Below are 23048 nucleotides of genomic sequence, written 5' to 3' on the forward strand. Positions count from 1 at the left end.
ACTCAACGACGAAGATGCGTACTACAGGGTGTCGTAACCATGAAGTAGCTGGTGTGTCATTTGTCATAGGGCGCGGATCCGGGCTTCCCGGTAGCGGGTCCACCCACTTTTCCGCGCACGTGCCTGGCGCCGATCGGCACGATCATCGGCCGTCCCGACACCGGGTCCTCGAGCACTGTGGCGTCCAAGTCGAACACCTCGCGCAGCAACTCCACCGACACGACTTCGCCCGGCGCGCCCGCGGCCACGACACGCCCGGCGTGCATGACGACCAGCTGGTCGCTGTAGCGAATCGCCAGATTGAGATCGTGCAGCACCATCACGACGGTGCGCCCGAGATCGGCGTGCAAGCGGTCCACCAGGTCCAGCACCTCGATGGAGTGTGCCAGGTCGAGATACGTGGTCGGCTCGTCGAGCAGCAGGATGTCGGTGCCCTGGGCCAGCGCCATCGAGATCCAGGCGCGTTGCCGCTGCCCGCCGGACAGCTCGTCGAGCGGACGGTCGGCGAGGTCGGCGATCCCGGTTTGTTCCAGCGCGGTCGTCACCTCGGTCTCGTCCGTGCCCGACCACTGCCGGAACCAGGACTGGTGGGGGTGGCGTCCGCGCGCGACCAGATCGGCGACGGTGAGCCCTTCCGGAGCCACCGGCGACTGCGGCAGCATGCCGACGATGCGAGCGACGTCCTTCGTCTTCATCGTCGAGATCGCCTTGCCGTCCAACAGCACTCGGCCGTCCCGCGGGCGCAGCAACCGGCCGAGTGAACGCAGCAGGGTGGACTTTCCGCAACCGTTCGGTCCGATGACCGTCGTCACCACTCCGGGGGTGATATTCAAACTCAGCCCGTCGACCACCACCCGGTCGCCGTAGCCGAGCGTGACGTTCTCGGCGCCGAGCCGGTGCCCCGGAGTGCTCGCTTGCCCCGTGGCTTCGGGGGTGCTGGAGATGTCCGCGATCGTCATGACAGCGTCGCCTTCCGGTTCATACGCACGAGCAGGTACAGCAGGAACGGCCCGCCGAACGCCGCGGTCACGACACCGAGGGGCAGGTCGACCGGGAACACCGTGCGGGACGCGATGTCCGCGCCGACCACCAGGACGGCCCCGGTGACCGCGGAGCCGACGAGCGGTTCGCCGGGCGTGCCCAAGACGCGCCGGGCGACCTGCGGCGCGGCGAGGGCGACGAACCCCACCGGCCCGACGGCGGCGGTGGCCACCGAGGCGGACACCACGGCCGCCCCGATCAGGATGGCCTGCTGGGTCTGGATGCGCACGCCGAGCGCGCGCGTGGTGTCGGAGCCGAGGCGCAGCGCGGCGAGAGTGCGGGCGGAGGCGAGTGCGACGAGGGCGGCCACCCCAGCGGCGATCGTCGCGGGGATCAGGTGCGCGGCGTCGGCCGCGTTGAGCGACCCGGTCAGCCACAGCTGCACGCGCTGGGCGTCCACCAGGTCGGCGCGGGTGAGCAGCCAGCTGATGCCCGCGGTCAACAGGGCGTTCACGCCCACGCCGATCAGCACCAGTCGCAGGCCGGTGGCGCCGTACGCGCCGGTGGCAGTGCGCCCCCAGGCGAGCACGTAGATGGCGACGGCGGTGAGCAGGCCGCCTGCCAGCGCCGCCATCGGCGCGCCGACCGAGGCGGCCAGTCCGGTGCTCGCGCCGCCGGTGCCGACCAGCACGGCGACCGCGCCCAGGCTCGCTCCCGACGTGATGCCGAGCATGTCCGGCGCGGCCAGCGGGTTGTGCAGGATCGATTGGGTGATCGCGCCCGACAGTCCGAGCGCGAGACCGACCACGAGCGCGGTCAGCGCGCGGGGCAGGCGGGATTCCAGCACGATGAACCGCTGCGCCTTGGTGCCGCCGCCGGTCAACACGTCCAGCACGCGCCCGAGCGGCAGATGCGACTCGCCCACCGCGATGTCCAGACAGAACAGTCCGAGCGCCAGCGCTACCAGGAGCGCGACGATCACCACCATCCTCGGTCGCAGCACCGCCGACACCGGCCCTACGCGCAGCGCGGGTCGCCCGGTCGTGGTCCGCAGCGAGATCGTCACAGGTTCACCAGCTTTCGCCGACGCACGACCGCCAGGAAGAACGGCACGCCGAGCACGGCCAGCATCGCCCCGACCTCCAACTCGCCGGGCCGGGCCACCACTCGGCCGGCGATATCGGCGATGAGCAGCAGTAAAGCGCCGAAGAGTCCGGAATAGGGGATCAGCCAGCGATGGTCCGGTCCGGTGATCGTCCGCGCGAGATGCGGGACCACCAGGCCGAGGAAGGCGATCGGCCCGACCGCCGCCGTGGCCGCGCCCGCCAGGAGTACGACCGCCGCCAGCCCGAGCGCGCGGCTGCGGCCGACGTGCACGCCGAGCCCGCGCGCGACGTCGTCGCCCAGGCCGAGCAGGTTCAGCCCCGGCGCCGCCAGCACCGCCAGCAGCATGCCGGCCGCCAGGAACGGCAACACCTGCCAGAACACCGCGGCGTCCCGGCCCGCGACCGTGCCGATCACCCAGAAGCGATAGGTGTCCAGTGCCGCGGCGTCGAACAATACGACGGCGTTCGTCATCGCCTGCAGGAACGCGGTGATCGCCGCGCCCGCGAGCACCAGGCTCAGCGGGCCGGCCTTCCCGCCGCCCACGGACGAGGTCGCGAACACCACCACCCCGGCGACCAGCGCTCCGGCGAGCGCGAACCAGATGTATTGCTCCGGTGCGCTGAAGGCGAACAGGTACACGCTCAGTGCCGCGAGGAACGCCGCGCCCGCGTTGAGTCCGAGCAACCCGGCGTCGGCGAGCGGATTGCGGGTGTAGCCCTGGATGAGCGCGCCCGCGATGCCCAGAGCCGCCCCGCAGACCAGCGCCAGCGCCGTGCGCGCAAGTCGCAGGCCGCGCACGATCTGTTCCTCCGTGGAATCGGCGGCGCAGGTGAAGGGTCCGCCGGGGCAGGTGAGCGCATGGTGCACGGCGTCGTACACGGTGCCGGGCGCGAGCGATCGAGCGCCCACCGCGACACCGGCGACCACGGCGAGCGCCAGCAGGGCGGTCGAGATGAGCAGTCCGGAAAGACGTCGTCGCCTCACGGTGGAAAGAAAGATCACGGCGACGAGCTGCTCCTGAAATCAGCGATACGGTTGCTAGGTCTGGTAAGCCTAACCTATCTTTCGCTACAGACGGGCATGGCCGAGTGTCCGCCGCGCCGCGCGACGGAGCCGATCCCCGAGGAGGTTCGATGACCGAGCTCATCACCACGCCACATCGCTCGCCGACGGCGTTCGGACGCGCCTGTGCCCGCCTTCGCGCGCTGCAACCGGAACATCCGCGGGTCTACGCCGTGGCGTCGATGGCGGAGCAGGGCAAGCGGCGCTGGTGGCAGCTGGCCGACGGGGTGCGCGAGGGGCGCGTCGAACTCATGTACCGGCGGCACGCCGCGGAGATGATCAGCGCCGATATCGCGGCGGAAGTCGTTGCCACCGCGCTGATCCACGCGATCGTGGGACGCGTGGTCGCGCTGCTCGTCGCGGAGGGGCGGGCCTGGGATCCGGGCGTGGAGAATCTTTGGATCCATACCGACAACGACGGCGGAATCGACTGGGCGGGCTTGTCGGACACGACCATTCGCGTGGTCGACGGGGACCCGCTTACCGGTGGGCGGGGTGTGGTCGCCTTGCCGTGTCCGGAGGCGATGTACGTCTGGCTCGCGCATCGCTGCGAATCGGCGCTGACGGTCGTCCAGCAGAGCATGGCCCGCTGCTCCGGTCTGAGCGCCCGGCGGTTCTGGTCCCTGGTCGGCGAATCCGTCGCGGGGGCCTCCACTTACGTGCCCGACCTCGCGCGAACCGATTCGGCGACCGGTGCGCGGCGTGGTCAGGCCCTGCTGGCGGCGATGGCCGAGCGCGGACTCCCGGTGCGACGCTCGGCATCTTGCTTAGTTAGGTAAGCCTGACCTATACTGATTTCGGCGTACGGATCGCGCGTGAGTCCCGAGGGCTGCGGTGACCCCCGATCCCGTGCCGCGGCGGGCTCCACCTCCGGGTGGGGCCCGCCGCTCTGTCTCCTGTGACCTGCGTCGCCCGCCCTGGCGTGCCACGCGTTGCCGGATCTAGTCTGACGCCGACACGAACGCCGGGACCCGATGCGCAACAGGGTTATTCGTCGTGCGGCCGTCCTCGGCGGGTCACCGCCGCGTCGCGGATCAGGCCCGGTGCCGTGTCACGGTCATCGGTGCGCACCCTCGCGCGCCTGCTCCGAGTCGTCGATGACGCCCGCTTGCCCTTCCGCACGAGCTTCCACGGTGGCTCGCCGGAAGTTCGAGGGATTGTCGACTTGCCCATCAGCACATCATTTCGTCCCCGATCGATCGCAGCGGTGCTGGCCGCGGTCGCGGTACTCGTGCTGCCCGCCTGCGGCTCCGGCGAGCAGCGGGTACCGGCGGGCGAACCCTCCCCGCACCCCGCGCCGCACTGGGATTACGACGCCGAGGGCCCCGACCATTGGGCCGACCTGGACCGGGACTTCCTGACCTGCAAGAGCGGCCATCAGCAGTCGCCCGTCGATCTGCCCCGTCACGCCCGGCTCGAGCCGCACGAGCACACCACCGTCGACTACCACTCGGTGCGCACTGTGACGCTGCGGAACAACGGGCACACCGTGCAGGCGAATCTCCCGGCAGGCAACGGAAATCGCCTCGTGGTCGACGGCGTGCCGTTCGAGCTCGTGCAATTCCATTTCCATCTGCCGAGCGAGCACACCGTGGACGGCGCGGGTACCACGATGGAAGCGCACTTCGTGCACAAGAGCGCGACAGGCGAGGTGGCTGTGCTCGGTGTGCTGCTGCAGGCCGGGCCGGGGCCGTCGGGCTTCGCGCCGATCCTCTCGGTCGCGCCGCGGGCGGTGGACGCCGAGACGGTCGTGCCGGGCCCGATCGACTTGCGCTCGATGCTGCCGGGTGTCACCGACCAGTACCGCTATCAGGGTTCACTCACCACACCGCCGTGCAGCGAGGGCGTCTCGTGGACGGTGCTCGGCAGTCCGGTCGCGGTGGCCCCCGCCGACGCCGACCGGTACCGGACGTTGTTCACGCACAGCAACCGGCCGACCCAGCCGCTGAACGGCCGGTCGGTCACGCTGACCGGCGGATGAGGCAGCGCCGGCGGGCGGTGGGGGCTGTGCGACAGTGAATACATGACACAGCAGGAAACGCAGCAGTTCGGCTCGCTGGCGGACGTCACGCCCGAGCAGATGAACGCCTACAGCGAAGGCACCTTCGCCGACCTGATCGGCCTGCGCTACACCGAGCTGAGCCCCGACCGCGTGCGCGGCGAGTGGGTCGTCAAGCCGCATCTCTACCAGCCCGCGGGCATCCAGAACGGCGGTGTGTACTGCACCGTCATCGAGACGCTCGCCAGCATCGCCGGCGGCATCTGGTTCGGCGACCAGGGCACGGTGGTCGGCGTGAACAACAACACCGATTTCCTGCGCGCGGTGCGCGAGGGCACGCTGTCGGGCGAGGCGACGCCGCTGCACCGGGGCAGACTGCAGCAGCTGTGGCAGGTCGTCATCACCGACGAGCAGAACCGCACCGTGGCCCGCGGCCAGGTGCGGTTGCAGAATCTGCCGCATCGTTCCTGACCGTCACGGGGCGAGGGCGGAACGGGCGTGCCAGAATGGCCGTCACCCGCCTCTGTGAACCGGTGAGGAGCCCGGATGCGACTGTCACCGCACGAGCAGGAGCGCCTGCTGCTCAGCTACGCCGCCGAGCTGGCCCGGCGCAGGCGAGCGCGCGGACTCAAGCTGAACCATCCCGAGGCGGTCGCGCTGATCACCGATCACGTGCTGGAAGGCGCACGGGACGGCCGTACCGTCGCCGAGCTGATGTCCTCGGGGCGGACGGTCCTCGCCCGTGACGACGTGATGGAAGGCGTGCCGGAGATGATTTCGGATGTCCAGGTCGAGGCGACCTTCCCGGACGGCACCAAGCTCGTCACCGTGCACCATCCGATCGGCTAGGCGGGCGGTATGTGGTATCCGGACGCCGCCCAGGCGAATCGAGGCCCGGCGTGATACCGGGCGAATACTTCTGCGCCGAGGGCGTCATCGAGCTGAATTCCGGCGCGCAGCGCCTCGAACTGGACGTGCTGAACACCGGCGATCGGCCGGTGCAGGTCGGCAGCCATGTGCACTTCCCGCAGGCGAACGCGGCGCTGCGGTTCGACCGGGCGGCCGCGCACGGACACCGCCTCGACATCCCGGCCGGGACCGCGGTGCGCTTCGAACCCGGTCTCGGGCAACGCGTGCGGCTCGTGCCGCTGGGCGGCGCACGCGAGGTCCACGGGATCAGCCGCACCCCACCCGGGCGTCTCGATGACTAGTCGGTGGGCCCGGCCGATCCCCGGCAAGCCCGGTGCAGGAGGACGCGATGAGTGAGCTGAGCCGGGCCCGGTACGCCGAACTGTTCGGGCCGACGACGGGCGACCGGATTCGATTGGCGGACACCGATCTGCTGATCGAGATCACCGAGGACCGTAGCGGGGGACCGGGGCGCGCGGGCGACGAGGCCGTGTTCGGCGGTGGCAAGGTGCTGCGCGAATCGATGGGCCAATCCCGGGCGACGCGCGCCGAAGGCGCTCCCGACACCGTGATCACGGGCGTGGTGATCATCGACCACTGGGGAATCGTCAAGGCGGACGTCGGTATTCGCGACGGACGGATCAGTGCGATCGGCAAGGCGGGCAATCCCGACACCATGACCGGGGTGCACCCCGATCTCGTCGTCGGCCCGTCCACCGAGATCATCGCGGGCAACGGCCGCATCCTCACCGCGGGCGCGATCGACTGCCACGTGCACTTCATCTGCCCGCAGCTCCTGGAGGAGGCGCTCGGCGGCGGCATCACCACCCTCATCGGCGGGGGCACCGGTCCGGCCGAGGGCAGCAAGGCGACCACCGTGACGCCCGGCGCGTGGCATCTGGCGCGGATGCTCGAGGCCACCGACGGCTGGCCGGTGAACATCGTGCTGCTCGGTAAGGGCAACACCGTCAGCGCCGAGGCCATGTGGGAGCAATTGCGGGCCGGCGCAGCCGGATTCAAGTTGCACGAGGATTGGGGCTCCACACCGGCCGCGATCGATGCCTGCCTCACCGTGGCCGACGCGGCCGGGGTCCAGGTCGCGCTGCACTCGGACACGTTGAACGAGGCGGGTTTCGTCGAGGACACCCTCGCGGCGATCGCCGGACGCGGCATCCACGCCTACCACACCGAGGGCGCGGGCGGCGGGCACGCGCCGGACATCATCACCGTCGCCGCCCATCCGAACGTGCTGCCCAGCTCGACCAACCCGACTCGTCCGCACACGGTCAATACCCTCGACGAGCACCTGGACATGCTCATGGTGTGCCACCACCTGAGCGCGTCGATCCCCGAGGACCTGGCCTTCGCCGAGAGCCGCATCCGCCCGTCCACCATCGCGGCCGAGGACCTGCTGCACGATCTGGGCGCCATCTCGATGATCGGCAGCGACTCGCAGGCCATGGGCCGCATCGGCGAGGTCGTGCTGCGCACCTGGCAGACCGCGCACGTGATGAAGCGCCGCCGCGGCGCCCTGCCGGGCGACGGCGCCGCCGACAACGCACGGGTGCGGCGTTACGTCGCGAAATACACCATCTGCCCGGCCATCGCGCACGGCCTGGACCACGAGATCGGTTCGGTCGAAGTGGGCAAGCTCGCCGATCTGGTGCTGTGGGAGCCCGCGTTCTTCGGCGTCCGCCCGCACGCCGTGCTCAAGGGCGGCGCGATCGCCTGGGCCGCGATGGGCGACGCCAACGCCTCCATCCCGACACCGCAGCCGGTGCTGCCGCGACCGATGTTCGGCGCCGCCCCGGCGACCGCCGCCGCCACCTCACTGCATTTCGTCTCCGAGCAGGCGATCGAGGACGGCCTCGCCGACCGGCTGCGGGTACAGCGCAGACTGGTGCCGGTCGGCAACGTGCGCGGCGTGACGAAGACGGATCTGCCGCACAACGACGCCATGCCGCGCATCGAGGTCGAACCGGACACCTTCACCGTCCGCATCGACGGCGAGGTCTGGCGCGAGCAACCCGCTGCCGAATTGCCCATGGCACAGCGTTATTTCCTGTTCTGAGCGCCGGCGAGCTCGACCCCGCTTCCGTCGCGCCCGTCGCGAGGCAGCGCCGGAGGATGCGCGTCGGCCGCGGTCGGCGGACATCGCTACCTGCTGCCCTGCGCGGTCGGCGAGACGCCGGAACTGCTCGGGTGCTCCGGGTTGCCGGCCGCGAGGCGATCACGGCTGAACCGACTGGACGACCAGATCGCCGGGCTCGCCCGATCCCGCACAGCTCTCGCCGACTACATCGAGGCGGCCGCGCGGACAACCACCGACGATTACCCTCCCTTCACCACCGCCTGAGCCCGCGGATTACGCACGGCTGTGAAGAAGTGCGGGGGCCTCGGTCTTGCGCCGCTCGTACGGACGCGATCGGAAGAGGAGCGTATAGTCCGGTAGCCTGCCGGAGCTCGAGGAAGGGAGGGCGGCATGGCTGAACCGGGCGAGCGGGGGAGGGCGCGTCGAGTTCTGATCGGCATCGTCGGCGGGGCGACGTTCCTGGCGGCGATGTTCGCGACCTCCGCGGCCGCGCCGCTGCCGTCGGGCAGTGGCTCGGCCGGACCCTCGAATGGTTCCACGGTCACCTTGAACGACTATTGCCAGGATCCCGGCGCGGTCGGCCACCTCGCCGACGGCCGGACCGTCTACTGCACGCAAGTGCAGAACACCGACACATTCGTGTGGTCCTACAGCCGTAACCCGATCCCGCGCGACCCCCACACACGTGGCTACACCTGTGACAGCGACGTCTGCCACCGGCCCGACGGCACCGCCGTCCCGAACTACGAACGCTGCGGAATCCTCTGCGGCGAGCCGCCCACCAGCGGCGACGTGCAGAGCGGCCGCTTCGACTGCTTCGAGACGGGCGCCGAATTCGAGGAGTGTGAACGCCGGATGCGGTGACCCGAGCGCCACAAGGTCGCCGTCCGGGTGGTCCTGCTGGTACTCGAAGGCCGCGCCGATCCCGTGGGCGAGGTCGGGGAACTGCTTCGATCGGTCGCGTACAACAGCCCGCGTGCACCATGACGACCAGCGTCGGCGGCCTACCGCGAACGGTCCGGATCGAAGAACTCTATGTGAGCCGGTGCTCGTGGACCGTAGTGCTCAGTCCGGTGCCGTTGAGATCCAGATACAGCAGGCGCTCGGTGACGGACAGGGTGACAGCGTTGCGCCGTTCGACCGCGGCGACGGCGGAATCGATGAAGTCGCGGTCGAAGCTGTACAGCGGGATCTCTCCGGCGCGATGAATGCGTTTGCCGACGAGTTGCGCCTGCACCTTGACCGGGTCGCGATGGGTGTAGACGGCGACGCGTCCGGCCAGCTTGCTGCCCCGGTGCACTCGCTCCGCGTCGGGCGCGCCGACTTCGATCCACGCGGTGACGCGTCCGGTGAGGTCACGGACCAGCACCGCGGGCTCGTCGGTGGAGGAGACCCCGCCGTCGCTGAAGGCGATGCCCTCCTCGTACTCGAGGCAGTAAGCCAGCACGCGCGTCAGCATGAACTCCGCCGATTCCGACGGGTGACGCGCCACCCGCAGCTCCAGCTCCTGATAGACGCCGCGATCGACGTCGGCCAAGTGGACGGCGAAGTTGTGCAGTGTCGCGCTGAGTGCCATAGGTGCAGCAGTTTGCCTGGGCTACCACATGCGTCCGCGCAGGGGACGGCGGCGGACGTGCGTTCCGGCTGCCGACAGGTGCAGCGCGACATGCGGACGACACGGCGAATGCGGTTGTCGGCTTCTAGGATTCGCTGGTGAAACTTACTCGTGACGACTTGATCGGCTATGTCGAGCGCGACCTGGACGCCGATCTGGCGAGATGGTTCGCCGATCGGCCGCCGGTCATCGTGCCGGAGGAAACCCGTCCCGTGGCGCCCTTTCTCGACCGGTTGGCGCCCGCGTCCGCGGCGGCCCTGGCGGCGTTCGATCGCCGGGTGCGGTCCGGGCGGATGCCGCAGTTCCTCGACATCCATTCCTGGTCCTACGGTTTCGATTTCGCCGGCAACGACTGTGGACTGGTGGATTCCGACTACGAGACCGAGTTGACCGACGACGACGTGTACTCGATCGGCGCGGACGGCGGCGGCAACCTGTACCTGGTGCTCACCAACGGACAGGTCGCGATCTGGTTCCACGAGGAAGAAGTCGTCGAGGGAGGCACTCGCTTCGACGATCTCGACGTCTTCCTCTGGTCGATCGTGCGTTACCACGCGGTGCGGGCCGGGGTGCTGGAGCGCGACGCCGTCGAGGCGGATTTCCTGTCTCTGGGCCAAGACGGCGCGCTGGAGCCGGACCTCGGTTTGTTGCGCTACATGAAGTAAGGCGCGGACGTGGGTCAGTCCTCGCCCGCACGTCGCTGAAACGGCCGAACCCGGAAAGCGTCGCGGAGCCAGGGCGATCGGCGGTGGTGGGGGCGGCTGCGGTCGGCCCAGAGCGGATTGGATTCGTCCCGGCGGTAGACGGCGAGCTGACCCGCGATGGCGAAGTGCAGCCGGGTGGCCTTGCCGACCACCTCACCGTCGGTGGCCAGTGCCTCCGGTTTCGGGAGGTGCACGAAGAGTTCGGGCAGCTGGCGTTCGCCGTAGACCTTGCTGTGGCCGATCGCCGCCAGCAGCAGCGCCAGCACGGCACGGGTGCGCGACCAGCGCAGATCGGCGCGCAGCCAGCGCACGTCGAGCAGCCCGGCGTCGAGCCGGTCGCGGAAAGCGGGCACCGCGCCGTGCGGATGGTAGGGACCGTTGCCGACGAACAGGAACCACACCCGCTGCCAGCGTCCGTCCAAGCAGATCTCGATCGGCTCGGCCCGGCGCAGGGTGACCACGAGCGCGGCGGCGAACGCCGGCCATTTGCCCCAGCGTGACTGCCATCGTTCGCGCAACTGCACCAGATCCGGATAGGCGCCGAGGCTGGCCGTGTTGATCAGATGCCTGGTGCGCGAACCGCTCTCGTCCTCGCATTCGACGCTGGCGATGTCGACCGCGACCGCCTCGCCCTCGCCGGTCGCATCGATCACTTCGCGCAGGTCGTAGACGCCGAGATCGCGGGCGAAGTGGTTGAGCGTGCCGGTGGGGATGACGACCAGCGGCAGTTCGTGGCGCAACGCGACCGCGGCCACGGCCGCCACCGTGCCGTCGCCACCGGCGACACCGACCGCCAGCACCGGTTCGCCGTGGTCGGCGATGGCCTGCTCGAGCTGGTCGGCGCAGTCGACATCGGGCCGCGTGCGCAGCACGGTGGCGGCGGGCAGGGCCTCGACGACGTCGTCGGTGGGATCGTAATTCGGATCGCCGGACATCGGATTGACCATGACGACCAGGCCTTTGCCCTCCACCAGCGTCGGCACCTCGGAAACCGTGCCGGCCTGCGCCTCATCGGATTCGCGCACCGGCCACCAGCGTCGCGTGGCCAGCGCGACACCGGAACCGACGGCCGCGCCGATGACCACATCCGAACTCCAGTGCACGCCGGTGTGCACCCGCGAGTAGGCGACGGTGGCGGCCAGCGGGGCGACAACCAGTGCGGTGCGCGGACTTTCCATGGCCACGGCCGTGGCGAACGCGGCGGCGCAGGCGCTGTGTCCCGAGGGGAACGACGACGACCTCGGAGCAGGGGTGAGCCGCCGGTGCGCCGGCAGCAGTTCGGCGGCGGGCCTGCGTCGTGCGATGAGCGACTTGAGGCCGACATTGACGACGAGGCTGGCTCCGGCGACGGAGACGACACCGCGCAGCGCGGCCCGGCGCGGCGCGCCTTGGCGGGTGGCGAGCAGTGTGGCGAGAGCCAGCCACAAGCCGCTGAAATCGGCGCTGTTGGTGAGTCGCAACAGGCCGTGGTCGGCCACCGAGGCCGGCAGTTCGGCGACCGCGCCGCCGATCGCCCGATCGATTCGTCCGATGCCGTGGAACTTCCGGCGCACCCAGCTACTCACTCGTCCGAGATTACCGATCGCGAACATCGCGAAACGTGCCATCCCATGCCATTCCGGCGTCTACCGTGACGTGGCTCTCCGCGAGCGGTGCCGCGGGATACGGGCAGAGCCCGGGCATTTCGGGCGTAACGCCGTCCTCGTAGCGCCGACATCCCATTGTCGGGAATTCGAAAGGGAGGCGGATGAAGCCGATCATCGGCGCACTGGCGACGGCCATCGCGGTGTGCATGGCTGTCGGGGGTTGTCAGGGCGGATCGAGCGGGCCTTCGACCGGAACGGGGCCACCCGGCCGAGCTACTGTCGAGGTCACGCGGACGACACCCGCACCGGACGGCGAGACCACGCGCGTTCCCACCGCGAATGTGCCCGCGACCAGCGGAAAGGGGCGATGCGTCGATCCGGATTCGAACGTGGTCATCCACGCGATGACTTCGCTCGGGCCCGCGCCGGGCGGCGCGTCATACGTCGTCGACAGCGCCACCGACGCGCCGGACGGGGCTTGCCCCGACCTGCTGTGGGTGTTGGCCGCGACACCCGGTGGGACGGCGAGTTCGCCATGGCATGTGCTGTTCTTCGGTCACGACGGTTATCTCGGCACCGCTACGGCGAAAGCGACGTCTTACACGCAGGTGGTCGGTTCGAGCGCACGCGCTGTGCAGGTGCAGTACCGGTGGCTGGAGGGCCGCGACGCCAATTGCTGCCCCTCGGGCGGGCCGGTCGTGATCACCTTCACACTCGGCGGCGACGGCCGCACGGTGACTCCGAGTCCGGCTGTCCCGGACCAGGTCGGCAACCCGGCCGGGTGACCCCGGCGGCTGCCCGATCGCGAAAGGCGTTCTGCCGCAACCGTGCAGAGCAGTGCATACCAACCACGCCTACCCGGTCGGGCTGGAAGACGAGATCGGCTGTGTGAACGGCTGGGCACTGGCGCGCAACGGAACCCACGGCGGCACTCGCGGACGCACCCGGAACCTCTTTCCGCATCTCGCCGCAGGTCGGCAGGTCGTGCCCGGCGCTATCGGATGGCCGTGGGAATGAGATGGCGGCGGGCGAAGCGGCGGGCGTCGTCGTCGGTGTCGAGCGCGAAGTAGCTGTCCGGGATGAGCAGGAGGGTGAGCGACAGGCGGGCGGCGATCTCGGCGGAGGCCTCGGGGTCGATATCGCCGATGTCGTCGGCTCGGCGGAGTTGATCGGCGAAGAACCCGCGTGCGGCGGCGAGCAGGGTCGAGCCGTAGGTGAGGACGAAGGGTTGACCGCCTTCGTCGGCGAGCAGGATGCGGTTGGTGAGCGGGTCGGCGCGCAGCGTGCGCAGAGCGATCGCGAAGCCCTCGGCGGCGCGGTCACGGCCATCGGTGTAGTCGGCCACGGCGGTGGTGATGCCGGACAGGACGCGCCGCAGCCAGACGGTCAGAGCGGTGGTGACGAGCAGGTCCTTGCTGGGAAGGGCCCGGTAGACGGTGGCGCGGTGCAGGCCGGCGCGGGATACGTCGTCCGCGTCGATCCGCGTACCGGTGTGCGAATGACGTCGCGGGGCTGCAGCTGCGCCCCCACCGGCGGGCAGGATCGGTGCATCTACGTGTCCGGGTTGGTGATGCCCGGTGAACTGATTGCGGCGATCGTGCACGAAGTCGACCACCTCATGCGGATCGACGGCGGCCGGTTCGCGACGGAGGGCCCGGCTTCGGCCATTACCGCGACGAGTTCTGCCAATGTGCAACCGATGGTTGCGTCCTGGCGGTCGGTGGGCTAGCGTCATGCGCAACCAAATGTTGCATGTCAGGAAAGGGCGGCGAGTATGGAGTACGGCAGCATCGAACGGGAGATCTACGTCGACGCCTCGCCCGAGGTGGTGTTCGAGGTCGTCAGCAGCCCGGAGCACATCTCGGAATGGTGGAGCGACGACGCCGATTTCGACGTGACTCCCGGTGCGGTCGGTGAACTCGTCTGGGGTGACCGGGCGCAGGTCGCTCCGATCACCGTGGTGCAGGCCGAGCGGCCTCGGGTGTTCTCGTTCCGCTGGTGCTACCCGGACGGCGAGGTCGATGACTCCGCGGGCTCGTTGCTGGTCACCTTCGAACTCGTTGCCTCGGGTGCGGGGACCCGGATCCGGCTCACCGAGACCGGTTTCCGGGAGACGGGCTGGGAGGCCGCGAAGCTGGCCGAGCAGTACCGCGAGCACACCGTGGGATGGGACACCTACGTTCCCCGGCTGGGGGAATACATCGCCCGGCTGGTGTCGACCCGGTGACCGCGGCAGTCGACGACGACCTGTGGTCCGCCATCGGGGATCCGACCCGTCGGCGGATGCTCGACCTGCTCCTCGTGGACGGCGGGGGCACCGCCACCAGTCTCAGCGAGCAGTTGCCCGTGACGCGACAGGCGGTCGCCAAACATCTCGGCGTGCTCGACCGCGTCGGCTTGGTGCATGCCACGTCTGCCGGGCGGGAGCGGCGGTATCGCGTGGACGAGGCGCAACTCGCCCGAGCGGTCGCCCAGCTGTCCTCGGTAGGGGCGGCGTGGGACGCCAGGCTCCGCCGTATCAAGCGGATCGCCGAGGCGATCCAGCGCGGTCGGGACCAACAGTGAAATCGAACCGAAAGCAATCGAAGAGAGGAAGCGACAATGGTGGACATCCTGCACAGAGTCGGCATCGAAGCGCCGGTGGACGAGGTCTACGCCGCCCTGACCACCACCGAGGGGCTGGCAGGCTGGTGGGCGAGTGACACCCGCGGCACGAGCGACGAACTCGGCGGATTGATCGAGTTCCGGTTCGGCGCGGGCGGATTCGACATGCGAGTGCGCGCGCTCGAGCCCGGTAAGCGCGTGCTGTGGGAGGTGGTCGGCGGACCCGATGAGTGGATCGGCACCGAAGTGGACTGGACTCTCGATCAGGCGGGCGACTACACCGTCGTGCTCTTCGCGCACCGAGGCTGGAAGGAGCCGGTGGAGTTCATGCACCACTGCAGCACGAAGTGGGCGGTCTTCCTGCTGAGCTTGAAGTCGCTGGTCGAGACCGGGAAAGGCGCGCCGGACCCGCACGACGTCAAGATCGACAACTGGAACTGATCCGGCGCATGGAAGTCCGCGCCGGTCGCGGCGGCACCGGCCGCGCGACAGCATCGTCACCCGTGGTGACGATGCTGTCGCGCATGGCCGGTCGGCGCGCCGTGCGGATCACGCGCCCACGTAGGCCGCGAGATGCTCGCCGGTGAGGGTGGAGCGTGCGGCGACGAGGTCGGCGGGAGTGCCCTCGAAGACGACCCGGCCGCCGTCGTGACCCGCGCCGGGGCCCAGGTCGATGATCCAGTCGGCATGCGCCATCACCGCTTGGTGATGTTCGATGACGATGACCGACTTGCCGGAGTCGACGAGCCGGTCCAGCAAGCCGAGCAGCTGCTCGACGTCGGCGAGATGCAGGCCGGTGGTCGGCTCGTCGAGGATATAGACGCCGCCCTTGTCGGCCATGTGTGTGGCCAGCTTGAGCCGCTGCCGCTCGCCGCCGGACAGCGTGGTGAGCGGCTGGCCCAGGCTGAGATAGCCCAGTCCGACATCGGCGAGCCGGCCCAGGACGGCGTGCGCGGCCGGCGTGTGCGCCTCACCGTCGCCGAAGAACTCCTGCGCCTCGAGCACCGACATCGCGAGCACCTCGCTGATGTCGCGTCCGCCCAGGTGATACTCCAGCACGGATGCCTGGTACCGCTTGCCCTCGCACTCCTCGCAGGTGGTGGCGACGCCGGCCATCATTCCCAGGTCGGTGTAGACGACGCCCGCGCCGTTGCAGGTGGGGCATGCGCCTTCCGAATTGGCGCTGAACAGGGCGGGCTTGACGCCGTTCGCCTTCGCGAACGCCTTGCGGATGGGTTCGAGCAGGCCGGTGTAGGTCGCCGGGTTGCTGCGCCGCGAGCCACGGATGGGCGCCTGGTCCACCGACACCACACCCTCGCTCGCGGGAACAGACCCGTGCAGCAGCGAACTCTTGCCGGATCCGGCCACACCGGTGACGGCGACGAGCACTCCCAGCGGAATGTCGACGTCGACGTCGCGCAGGTTGTTCGCGTTCGCGCCGCGGATCGCCAACTTGCCTCGCGCCTCGCGCACCGTCTCCTTGAGCTCGGCCCGGTCGTCGAAATGGCGGCCGGTGACGGTACCGCTGGCCCGCAACCCTGCGACGCTGCCCTCGAAGCAGACGGTGCCGCCCGCCGCACCGGCTCCGGGGCCGAGGTCTACGACGTGGTCGGCGATCACGATCGCCTCCGGCTTGTGCTCCACGACGAGCACTGTGTTGCCCTTGTCCCGCAGCCGCAGCAGCAGGCCGTTCATCCGCTGGATGTCGTGCGGGTGCAGGCCGATGGTCGGTTCGTCGAAGACGTAGGTGACGTCGGTGAGCGAGGAGCCGAGATGACGGATCATCTTCGTGCGCTGCGCCTCGCCGCCCGACAGCGTGCCCGACGGCCGGTCGAGCGACAGGTAGCCCAGGCCGATCTCCACGAACGAGTCGAGGGTGTGCCGCAGCGCGGCCAGCAGCGGCGCGACCGACGGCTCATCGAGACCGGACACCCACTCGGCCAGGTCGCTGATCTGCATCGCGCACGCGTCGGCGATGCTGATGCCCGCGATCTTCGAGGAGCGGGCCGCCTCGGTGAGCCGGGTGCCGTCGCACTCGGGACAGGTGGTGAAAGTGACCGCCCGGTCGACGAACGCCCGGATGTGCGGCTGCATCGCCTCCCGGTCCTTGGCCAGGAACGACTTCTGGATCTTGGGAATCAGCCCCTCGTAGGTGAGGTTGACGCCCTCGACCTTCACTTTGGTGGGCTCTTTGTAGAGGAAGTCCCGCATCTCCTTCTTGGTGAACTTGCGGATCGGCTTGTTCGGGTCGAGAAAACCCGACTCCGCGTAGACCCGCACCGTCCAGAAACTGTCCGACTTCCAGCCGGGAATGGTGAACGCGCCCTCGGCGAGCGACTTGGAGTCGTCGTAGAGCTGGGTCAGGTCGATATCGGAGACCGAGCCCCTGCCCTCGCAGCGCGGGCACATGCCGCCGGTGACGCTGAAGCTGCGGCGCTCTTTGACGGTCCTTCCGGCGCGCTCGGTCGTGACCGCACCCGCGCCGCTGATCGAGGCGACGTTGAAGGAGTACGCCTGCGGGGAGCCGATGTGCGGCTTCCCGAGCCGGCTGAAGAGAATCCGCAGCATGGCATTGGCGTCGGTGGCGGTGCCGACCGTCGAGCGCGGGTCGGAACCCATGCGCTGCTGGTCGACGATGATCGCGGTGGTCAGGCCCTCGAGCACGTCGACATCGGGCCGGGCGAGCGTCGGCATGAAGCCCTGGACGAAGGCGCTGTAGGTCTCGTTGATCAGCCGCTGCGACTCCGCGGCGATGGTGCTGAACACCAGCGAACTCTTGCCCGAGCCGGAGACGCCGGTGAACACCGTCAACCGCCGCTTCGGGATCTCGATGCTGACATCCTTCAGGTTGTTCTCCCGCGCGCCGTGCACGCGGATCAGGTCGTGGCTGTCGGCAGCGGGCAGCGCGGGCGACTGCGTGTCCGGCGTCGTGGCCGTGCTCATCGGGTCTCCATCTGTCGGGCGGGGCCGCGTGGGCGGTCCTGGGTCGGCGTCGCCTGGCTCGATCCAACCAGGTGACCGATATGGCTGCTGACTTGTCTGCGGGCCGCCCGGCGGCCAGCCGCTTCTGCCGTGGCCGGCGACGGCAATCGGGCCGGTGCGCGGTCGCGGCTGAGCGCGCCGGGGGGTTCAGCGCAGTTGTTGGATGCGGATCAGGTTGCCCGCGGGATCACGGACGGCGCAGTCGCGAACCCCGTACGGCTGCTCGGTGGGTTCCTGGACGATTTCCGCGTCGCCGGCCACCAGGCGCTCGAAGGCGCCGTCCAGGTCCTTGGTTGCCAGCAGGATGCCGCCGTAGGTGCCCTTGGCCATCATCTCGGCGATGGTGCGGCGCTCGTCGTCGGTGATGCCGGGGTCGGCGCCCGGCGGGTGCAGCACGATGGAGGTCCCGGGCTGGCCGACGGGGCCGACGGTGAGCCAGCGCATCCCTTCGTATCCGACGTCGTTGCGGACCTCGAAGCCGAGGAGGTCACGGTAGAAGGCCAGCGCCGCGTCCGGATCGTCGTGCGGCAGGAAGCTCGCGTGAATGGTGATGTCCATGGCAGTCAGGCTAATTGCGGCTCGGTAACCGGCGCTTCTCGATTCCTGATCGGTCTGGTCACCTGTTTCGCCACGCAGGACGGTATCCCCGCCGTCGCACGCGCCGCCTCGCGCCGGTAGACGCTGGGCGGTATGCCGACCAGCTCGGTGAAGCGCGTACTGAAAGTGCCCAGCGAGGAGCAGCCGACCTCGAAACAGACCTCGGTGACGCTCAGGTCGCCCCGGCGCAGCAGCGACATCGCACGCTCGATGCGCCGGGTCATCAGATAGGAGTACGGCGACTCGCCGTAGGCGAGCCGGAACTGGCGGCTGAGGTGCCCGGCCGACATGTGCGCGTCGCGCGCGAGCGCCTCCACGTCCAAGGGCTGCGCGTACTCCCGATCGATGCGGTCGCGGACCCTGCGTAGCCGCGCGAGGTCGTGCAGGTGCTGCGCCGCGGCGGGTCTACTGGTCACTCACCAGATGGTGCCACATCGCGGTGACAAGCGGCCGATGCCGGCCCGCGCCTCTCGCGGGACGCCCGGCGCTACCAGAAGGTCGCCGAGAGCTCGTACTCGGCGAGCGCGGACCGCGCCAGCTCGGTGAGCCGCTCGGCGTCGAGCAGGGTCGGTGGGTGAAAGCCCATGACGCGCAGCGTGATCGTCTCCGCGGCCTCGATCAGCGCGACATAGAGGGTGCCGCCGCGTTCGGTCACGACGGCTCGCGAGTTCAAGCTCTGATTGACCAAGCCGAGCATCATCGCCGAAGCCGGGCGGCCGTCGATGCGGAGGATCTCCGGGTCGAGCTTGCCGAGGCTGGAACAGACCGTGGAGATGGGGTCGGTGGCGGCTTGCCGCGCCAGGTGGGCATAGCGCCCGCGCGGCAGCGCCACCGCGACCGGAACCAGCGGCGGGACATCCTGCCCGCTCGCCGCGGCTGCCGCGAGCTTCTCCTTCATCACAGCGCGCAGCGAGGCGAGATCGGCCGGTTCACCCTCGCGAGCGTCCAGCTCGAAGGCGATCGAGGTCAGCGCGTTCGCGCGGAGATCATCGGCGGTGCGGGTGCTGACCGGCATCATCATGCGAACCCGGCCCGCCTCGTCGGTGCGGCCGAGCTCGGTGGCGATGGCGGCCATCATCGCCACCGCCAAGGTGGTACCGGTGCCGCCCCGCGCCCGTGCCGCCGCATGCCATGGCTGCGCCGGGACTGTCGCGGTGATCGTCGGCAGGCGGAAGTCCGGTGCGTCGCCGGTGGGCCCGCCGCGCCTTGCGGTGGCCAACCGCAGCGCCAGACCGGCCGCCGAGGGCAACGACCGGGCTCGCCGCGCGGCATCGCGAAGATCGTCGGCGAACAAGCGCATCCGGCCGAATTCGTCACTCGGGTACGCCAAGTCGAGCCGCTTTCCCGCGACCGCGTCCGTGACCGCGGCGCAGAACGCGTGGCCATCGGCGAGAGTGTGCGAAACCAACAGCGACACCACGCTTTCCCCGTTGTCGAGGTGGGTCGCCGCCAGTCGCCATGCGGGCCCGCCGAAGGTGCGCAACTCGGCATGCCCCTGTTCGGCGATCCAGGCCTCCAGAGCATCGGAGGGAATAGGTTCGTCCGCGACCTCGAGCGGGCTGAATTCGACTCGGGTGGTCCAGCGATCACCGGCGGCGGGGATCGTCGCGGGCGCGACCGCCCTGCCCAGCCTGCCGTGGCGCAATGTCTCGTGGAATCGCTCCAGCGCCGCGACATCCACCGGACGGTCGTAACGCCAGACCGCTTGTATCGCCAGGGTTCCCCCTAGCGCGGAGTGCCCCCGTGCACTCACGCAATCGATATCGGTCAGGCGGTAGGTCACGCGAATCTCCCCTCGAGTTCCGGACGCCGGGGCGGGTCCGCGCCGGCGTCGTCGCCGCCACAACTCGGCGCTACGACGATGAGGATCGTTCGAATGTCCGGTTCGAGCTGTTCGGCCAACCAAGAGCATCCGGCCTGGCAACGCCATGGTCAACCCTACTCGCGGGTTCGGTGGTGGCGGCCCGGCGGTGCGGTGTGAACGGTACCTATTGGTCCGCTGTGCTGCGCCGACGAGAATCCGCTCGCCACCTGCGCGGGAAGCGGGGCAGGGGCCAACCGATGCGGCGAACCGGCCGGATACCGGCAGCGGAGCTGGACGGGCGACCACTTCAGCAACGAGCCGGCGGTGCGGGCGCGGTCAGCGCGCGGCCGGATCGCGCCCGCGGATCAGCGGCAGGTAGACCTCGTCCACGATGTCGACCAGGACGTCGTCGGGCGCGGTCGGCGCGCCGCGCATGACGAATTCGTTGCGGAGCAGGACCAGGGCCACGGTGGCGACGCGCGGATGCAGCGCCTCGGGAGCGGCTTCACCCCGGGCGACGGCACGGCCGAGCAGGGTGAGCCACGGGGCTGCGGCGGCGTCGCCGGACTGATCCGGCAGCTGTGCCAGGAGTTCGGATGCGCCGCCGGTGGCCGCCAGGAGTTCGCGCAGGATCGCGCCCGAGGGTGAGCTCCAATGGCGGTTGACGCGCCGTAGCAGCTCCAGCGCGTCTTCGCGCAGGCTGCCGGTGTCCGGCGGTGGTGTCGTCGTGGCCAGCTGCCGGTAGGCGGCGATGCCGAGCGCGAGGCGGTTCGGCCAGCGGCGGTAGATGGCGTTCTTGTTGGTTCCGGCCCGGGCGGCGACCTTGTCCATGGTCAGCGCGGCGTATCCGGATTCGAGCAGTTCGTCCGCCGCGGCGCCCAGGATCGCCTCTTCGAGAGCGGCCCCACGTCGGCGCGTCTGCCCGGCGCTCGGCTGCCGGACCGCATCTTCCACCTCGGCCCCTTTCCGCGATCGACGCCGATCCTACTTGCCGGGCGTGCTTGCTCGACCACATTCGAAGCTTTAAGGTACTTGGAGTACTCTATTTCACGTTGGAAGGACGGAGTCGATGCGTGCCAAAGGCATCAGCTACGAGACCGGATTCGTCCATGGCGGACGATTCTCCCGCGTTCGGTTCGACGCCGAAACGGTGACCGAAGAACTGCGCGTCATTCGTGACGATCTGCACTGCAACGCGGTTCGCGTCATCGGGGGTGATCCGGGACGGCTGGAAATCGCGGCTGACATAGCCGCCGATCTCGGGCTCGAAATATGGTTCTCGCCGTACCCTCTCGAATCGACAACGGAGGAGATGTCGGCCCTGTTCGCGGATTGTGCCGAGCGGGCCGAGCGGATCCGGCAGCGCGGAGCCGAGGTGGTCTTCGTGACCGGCGCCGAGCTGAGCTTGATGCACCCCGGGTTCCTCCCGGGGGACAGCATCGACGACCGTGTGCGGTTGCTGACCGCCCGGCCGGATGACCTGGGTGAACTCGTCGGCGAGGCGAGCAGGCGCGTGAACGACTTCCTCGACAAGGCCGTAGCGACCGTTCGCGAGCGTTTCGGCGGCCTTGTCACCTACGCTTCCGTCCCCCTGGAGCGCGTCGACTGGACGCCGTTCGACATCGTGTCGGTGGACCTGTACCGGACGGCGGAGATCGCCGACCGATTCGGCGAGGGCGTTCGCACCCTCGTCGCCACGGGAAAGCCGCTCGCGATCACCGAATTCGGTGCGGCGACCTTCGCGGGCGCGGGTGATCTCGGAGCGCAAGGCCTGCGGATCGTCGAATACGACGACACCCGCGGGCCGGTCCGGTTGAACGGCGAGTACGCCCGCGACGAGGCCGGGCAGGCGCGGTATCTGCGCGAGCTGCTGGAGATCTTCGACGCGGAGGGCGTCGACAGCGCATTCGTCTTCGTCCTCGCGCTCTACGACCACGTACACCGCCCCGGCGGCGACCCACGCGACGACTTGGACCTGGCCAGCTACGGTGTGGTCAAGGTCCTCGAAGACCGCCCCGGCGAAACCTACCCCGACCTCCCCTGGGAACCCAAAGCCGCGTTCACCACCCTCGCCGACTATTACCGGAGTCGGTGAGCCCCAAGAGGTATCGGCCGATCGTGGCGGAGTGAGGGCGGGTCAGTCGTGGTGGGCGCGGTGGTGGCGGAAGGCCAGGCGGACGAGGTCGGCGATGTCCGGGTCGGCGATCGCGTAGACGTGACGCCTGCCGTCCTTGTGCGCGTGGACCAGACCGGCGAGTTTCAGCTTGGCCAGGTGCTGGCTCACGGCGGGCACGGACTGGCCGACGGCGGCGGCGAGCGAGCCGACGTCGCGCTCACCCTGGGCGAGGAGCCAGAGTATCTGCAGGCGCGCGGTGGCCGCGAGCATGCCGAAAACGGCCGCCGCGTCCTGTAATCGGTCCGCCGGGATGGGTCCCGGCGGCTCGCCCTGCTGCGTCACGTCCGCCTCCATAGCTGTCGGTAGGGTGACACGGCCGTATCCGGCTGTGCAACCGTGTGGCCGCCGGTGTCCGGCCCGCGCGGCATCGGACCGAAAACCGCTGTCGTGCGCCCGCGTCCGGCTCCATCCGTGCCGCAAGATTTCCACCGGGTGGCGCGCTGTCGAATACTTGCGCAACTGATTGACGTACCCCGATCGGCGGGTTTCTAATGATGGATGGCGCAATTCGTGCGCCGGTCGACCAACGAAGCGAGGTGAGCGGCAGGTGCCGGATGACAGTATCGACATCTACAGCCGGGCCACCCTCGAGAAACGGGTTGCGCCGCCGCGCCGTTGATCCGCGTGTGTGATCGGCGACCGGGCAACGGTGCCCTGATCGGCCGACGCGGCACGTACTTCCACCTTCGTTGTTCCGACGCGTGAGGGCGGCGCGTCCGGGTTCGACCGATGCGTGGTCTTCTGGGTCCGCACCGATGGTCTCGTCGCGGATCGACGCTGCCCCGCCCGTGTGCGCGTCCTCTGTCCAGCAGGGGTGCGCCACCCCCGCA

General features: G+C 69.6%; 26 protein-coding genes. 14 read left to right on the forward strand and 12 right to left on the reverse strand.

Going from position 1 to position 23048, the window contains the following annotated elements:
• Nucleotides 1–56 precede the first annotated feature (56 nt).
• From GVY64_RS30130 to GVY64_RS30140, 3 genes are read right to left on the reverse strand one after another with little or no spacing between them, the layout of a single operon-like run.
• Nucleotides 57–959 carry an ABC transporter ATP-binding protein gene (locus GVY64_RS30130; protein WP_159848851.1) on the reverse strand — a complete coding sequence of 301 codons (903 nt, stop codon included), beginning with the start codon at nucleotides 957–959 and terminating at the stop codon, nucleotides 57–59.
• Nucleotides 956–2047, reverse strand: a complete 1092-nt coding sequence (locus GVY64_RS30135; RefSeq protein ID WP_236567351.1) for a FecCD family ABC transporter permease — start codon at nucleotides 2045–2047, stop codon at nucleotides 956–958. The genes GVY64_RS30130 and GVY64_RS30135 overlap by 4 nt, the downstream gene beginning before the upstream one ends.
• Nucleotides 2044–3072: a FecCD family ABC transporter permease gene (locus GVY64_RS30140; RefSeq protein WP_442939647.1), complete on the reverse strand. Its 1029-nt coding sequence runs from the start codon at nucleotides 3070–3072 to the stop codon at nucleotides 2044–2046. Before GVY64_RS30140 ends, GVY64_RS30135 begins: the two co-directional genes overlap by 4 nt.
• Before the next feature lie 149 nt (nucleotides 3073–3221).
• Between GVY64_RS30140 and GVY64_RS30145 the strand changes: the two genes are divergently transcribed.
• From GVY64_RS30145 to GVY64_RS30175, 7 genes are all read left to right on the forward strand, one after another.
• Nucleotides 3222–3929: a hypothetical protein gene (locus GVY64_RS30145; RefSeq protein WP_159848855.1), complete on the forward strand. Its 708-nt coding sequence runs from the start codon at nucleotides 3222–3224 to the stop codon at nucleotides 3927–3929.
• Between the two features lie 386 nt (nucleotides 3930–4315).
• A complete protein-coding gene (locus GVY64_RS30150; protein ID WP_236567353.1) occupies nucleotides 4316–5131 on the forward strand; it encodes a carbonic anhydrase in 816 nt (271 codons plus the stop codon).
• A gap of 42 nt (nucleotides 5132–5173) precedes the next feature.
• Nucleotides 5174–5620 (forward strand): PaaI family thioesterase, encoded by a 447-nt coding sequence (locus GVY64_RS30155; protein ID WP_159848857.1) that lies wholly within the window; start codon nucleotides 5174–5176, stop codon nucleotides 5618–5620.
• 75 nt (nucleotides 5621–5695) lie between these two features.
• A complete protein-coding gene (locus GVY64_RS30160; RefSeq protein ID WP_159848859.1) occupies nucleotides 5696–5998 on the forward strand; it encodes an urease subunit gamma in 303 nt (100 codons plus the stop codon).
• 50 nt (nucleotides 5999–6048) lie between these two features.
• Nucleotides 6049–6360: an urease subunit beta gene (locus tag GVY64_RS30165; protein WP_159848861.1), complete on the forward strand. Its 312-nt coding sequence runs from the start codon at nucleotides 6049–6051 to the stop codon at nucleotides 6358–6360.
• Between the two features lie 47 nt (nucleotides 6361–6407).
• Complete coding sequence (locus GVY64_RS30170) at nucleotides 6408–8129, forward strand: urease subunit alpha (RefSeq protein WP_159848863.1); 1722 nt, start codon at nucleotides 6408–6410, stop codon at nucleotides 8127–8129.
• Between the two features lie 411 nt (nucleotides 8130–8540).
• Nucleotides 8541–9014 (forward strand): hypothetical protein, encoded by a 474-nt coding sequence (locus GVY64_RS30175; RefSeq protein ID WP_159848866.1) that lies wholly within the window; start codon nucleotides 8541–8543, stop codon nucleotides 9012–9014.
• Nucleotides 9015–9183: 169 nt separating this feature from the next.
• On the opposite strand, the gene GVY64_RS30180 is transcribed toward GVY64_RS30175, so the two are convergent.
• Nucleotides 9184–9726 (reverse strand): YaeQ family protein, encoded by a 543-nt coding sequence (locus GVY64_RS30180; RefSeq protein WP_159848869.1) that lies wholly within the window; start codon nucleotides 9724–9726, stop codon nucleotides 9184–9186.
• A 137-nt stretch (nucleotides 9727–9863) separates the two neighbouring features.
• Between GVY64_RS30180 and GVY64_RS30185 the strand changes: the two genes are divergently transcribed.
• Nucleotides 9864–10430, forward strand: a complete 567-nt coding sequence (locus GVY64_RS30185) for a hypothetical protein (RefSeq protein ID WP_159848872.1) — start codon at nucleotides 9864–9866, stop codon at nucleotides 10428–10430.
• A gap of 14 nt (nucleotides 10431–10444) precedes the next feature.
• Here the strand turns inward: GVY64_RS30185 and GVY64_RS30190 are convergent, their stop codons facing one another.
• Nucleotides 10445–12034, reverse strand: a complete 1590-nt coding sequence (locus tag GVY64_RS30190; protein WP_236567354.1) for a bifunctional phosphatase PAP2/diacylglycerol kinase family protein — start codon at nucleotides 12032–12034, stop codon at nucleotides 10445–10447.
• A gap of 182 nt (nucleotides 12035–12216) precedes the next feature.
• On the opposite strand from GVY64_RS30190, the gene GVY64_RS30195 reads away from it, so the two are divergent.
• The gene (locus GVY64_RS30195; RefSeq protein ID WP_236567357.1) at nucleotides 12217–12840 is read left to right on the forward strand and encodes an LppP/LprE family lipoprotein; all 624 of its coding nucleotides are present in this window, start codon (nucleotides 12217–12219) and stop codon (nucleotides 12838–12840) included.
• Between the two features lie 52 nt (nucleotides 12841–12892).
• Entirely contained in the window at nucleotides 12893–13072 is a 180-nt protein-coding gene (locus GVY64_RS30200) for a hypothetical protein (RefSeq protein WP_159848875.1), read from the forward strand.
• Here GVY64_RS30200 and GVY64_RS30205 read toward each other — a convergent pair.
• Nucleotides 13050–13658, reverse strand: a complete 609-nt coding sequence (locus tag GVY64_RS30205) for a TetR/AcrR family transcriptional regulator (protein ID WP_159848878.1) — start codon at nucleotides 13656–13658, stop codon at nucleotides 13050–13052. The genes GVY64_RS30200 and GVY64_RS30205 overlap by 23 nt on opposite strands.
• A 171-nt stretch (nucleotides 13659–13829) precedes the next feature.
• On the opposite strand from GVY64_RS30205, the gene GVY64_RS30210 reads away from it, so the two are divergent.
• From GVY64_RS30210 to GVY64_RS30220, 3 genes are read left to right on the forward strand one after another with little or no spacing between them, the layout of a single operon-like run.
• Nucleotides 13830–14282, forward strand: coding sequence for an SRPBCC domain-containing protein (locus tag GVY64_RS30210; protein ID WP_159848881.1), 453 nt, complete (start codon nucleotides 13830–13832; stop codon nucleotides 14280–14282).
• On the forward strand, nucleotides 14279–14620 hold the full coding sequence (locus GVY64_RS30215; protein WP_159848883.1) for an ArsR/SmtB family transcription factor: 342 nt from the start codon (nucleotides 14279–14281) through the stop codon (nucleotides 14618–14620). The genes GVY64_RS30210 and GVY64_RS30215 overlap by 4 nt, the downstream gene beginning before the upstream one ends.
• Nucleotides 14621–14656: 36 nt before the next feature.
• Entirely contained in the window at nucleotides 14657–15100 is a 444-nt protein-coding gene (locus tag GVY64_RS30220) for an SRPBCC family protein (protein ID WP_159848886.1), read from the forward strand.
• Between the two features lie 108 nt (nucleotides 15101–15208).
• Here GVY64_RS30220 and GVY64_RS30225 read toward each other — a convergent pair whose 3' ends face one another.
• The 5 genes from GVY64_RS30225 to GVY64_RS30245 form a co-directional block, all read right to left on the reverse strand.
• The gene (locus GVY64_RS30225) at nucleotides 15209–17602 is read right to left on the reverse strand and encodes an ATP-binding cassette domain-containing protein (protein ID WP_159848889.1); all 2394 of its coding nucleotides are present in this window, start codon (nucleotides 17600–17602) and stop codon (nucleotides 15209–15211) included.
• 186 nt (nucleotides 17603–17788) lie between these two features.
• Complete coding sequence (locus GVY64_RS30230; RefSeq protein WP_159848892.1) at nucleotides 17789–18199, reverse strand: VOC family protein; 411 nt, start codon at nucleotides 18197–18199, stop codon at nucleotides 17789–17791.
• Nucleotides 18200–18204: 5 nt separating this feature from the next.
• Nucleotides 18205–18654, reverse strand: coding sequence for a helix-turn-helix transcriptional regulator (locus tag GVY64_RS30235; protein WP_159848895.1), 450 nt, complete (start codon nucleotides 18652–18654; stop codon nucleotides 18205–18207).
• Between the two features lie 71 nt (nucleotides 18655–18725).
• Nucleotides 18726–20021, reverse strand: a complete 1296-nt coding sequence (locus GVY64_RS30240; protein ID WP_159848898.1) for a hypothetical protein — start codon at nucleotides 20019–20021, stop codon at nucleotides 18726–18728.
• Between the two features lie 357 nt (nucleotides 20022–20378).
• Nucleotides 20379–20996: a TetR/AcrR family transcriptional regulator gene (locus GVY64_RS30245; protein ID WP_159848901.1), complete on the reverse strand. Its 618-nt coding sequence runs from the start codon at nucleotides 20994–20996 to the stop codon at nucleotides 20379–20381.
• Between the two features lie 115 nt (nucleotides 20997–21111).
• Between GVY64_RS30245 and GVY64_RS30250 the strand changes: the two genes are divergently transcribed.
• Nucleotides 21112–22137 (forward strand): hypothetical protein, encoded by a 1026-nt coding sequence (locus tag GVY64_RS30250; RefSeq protein ID WP_159848904.1) that lies wholly within the window; start codon nucleotides 21112–21114, stop codon nucleotides 22135–22137.
• Between the two features lie 42 nt (nucleotides 22138–22179).
• On the opposite strand, the gene GVY64_RS30255 is transcribed toward GVY64_RS30250, so the two are convergent.
• Nucleotides 22180–22500, reverse strand: a complete 321-nt coding sequence (locus GVY64_RS30255) for an ArsR/SmtB family transcription factor (RefSeq protein WP_236567360.1) — start codon at nucleotides 22498–22500, stop codon at nucleotides 22180–22182.
• Between the last annotated feature and the right edge of the window lie 548 nt (nucleotides 22501–23048).

Source organism: Nocardia sp. CY41 (genome assembly GCF_009829325.1).
In the GTDB taxonomy this organism is placed as follows: Bacteria; Actinomycetota; Actinomycetes; order Mycobacteriales; family Mycobacteriaceae; genus Nocardia.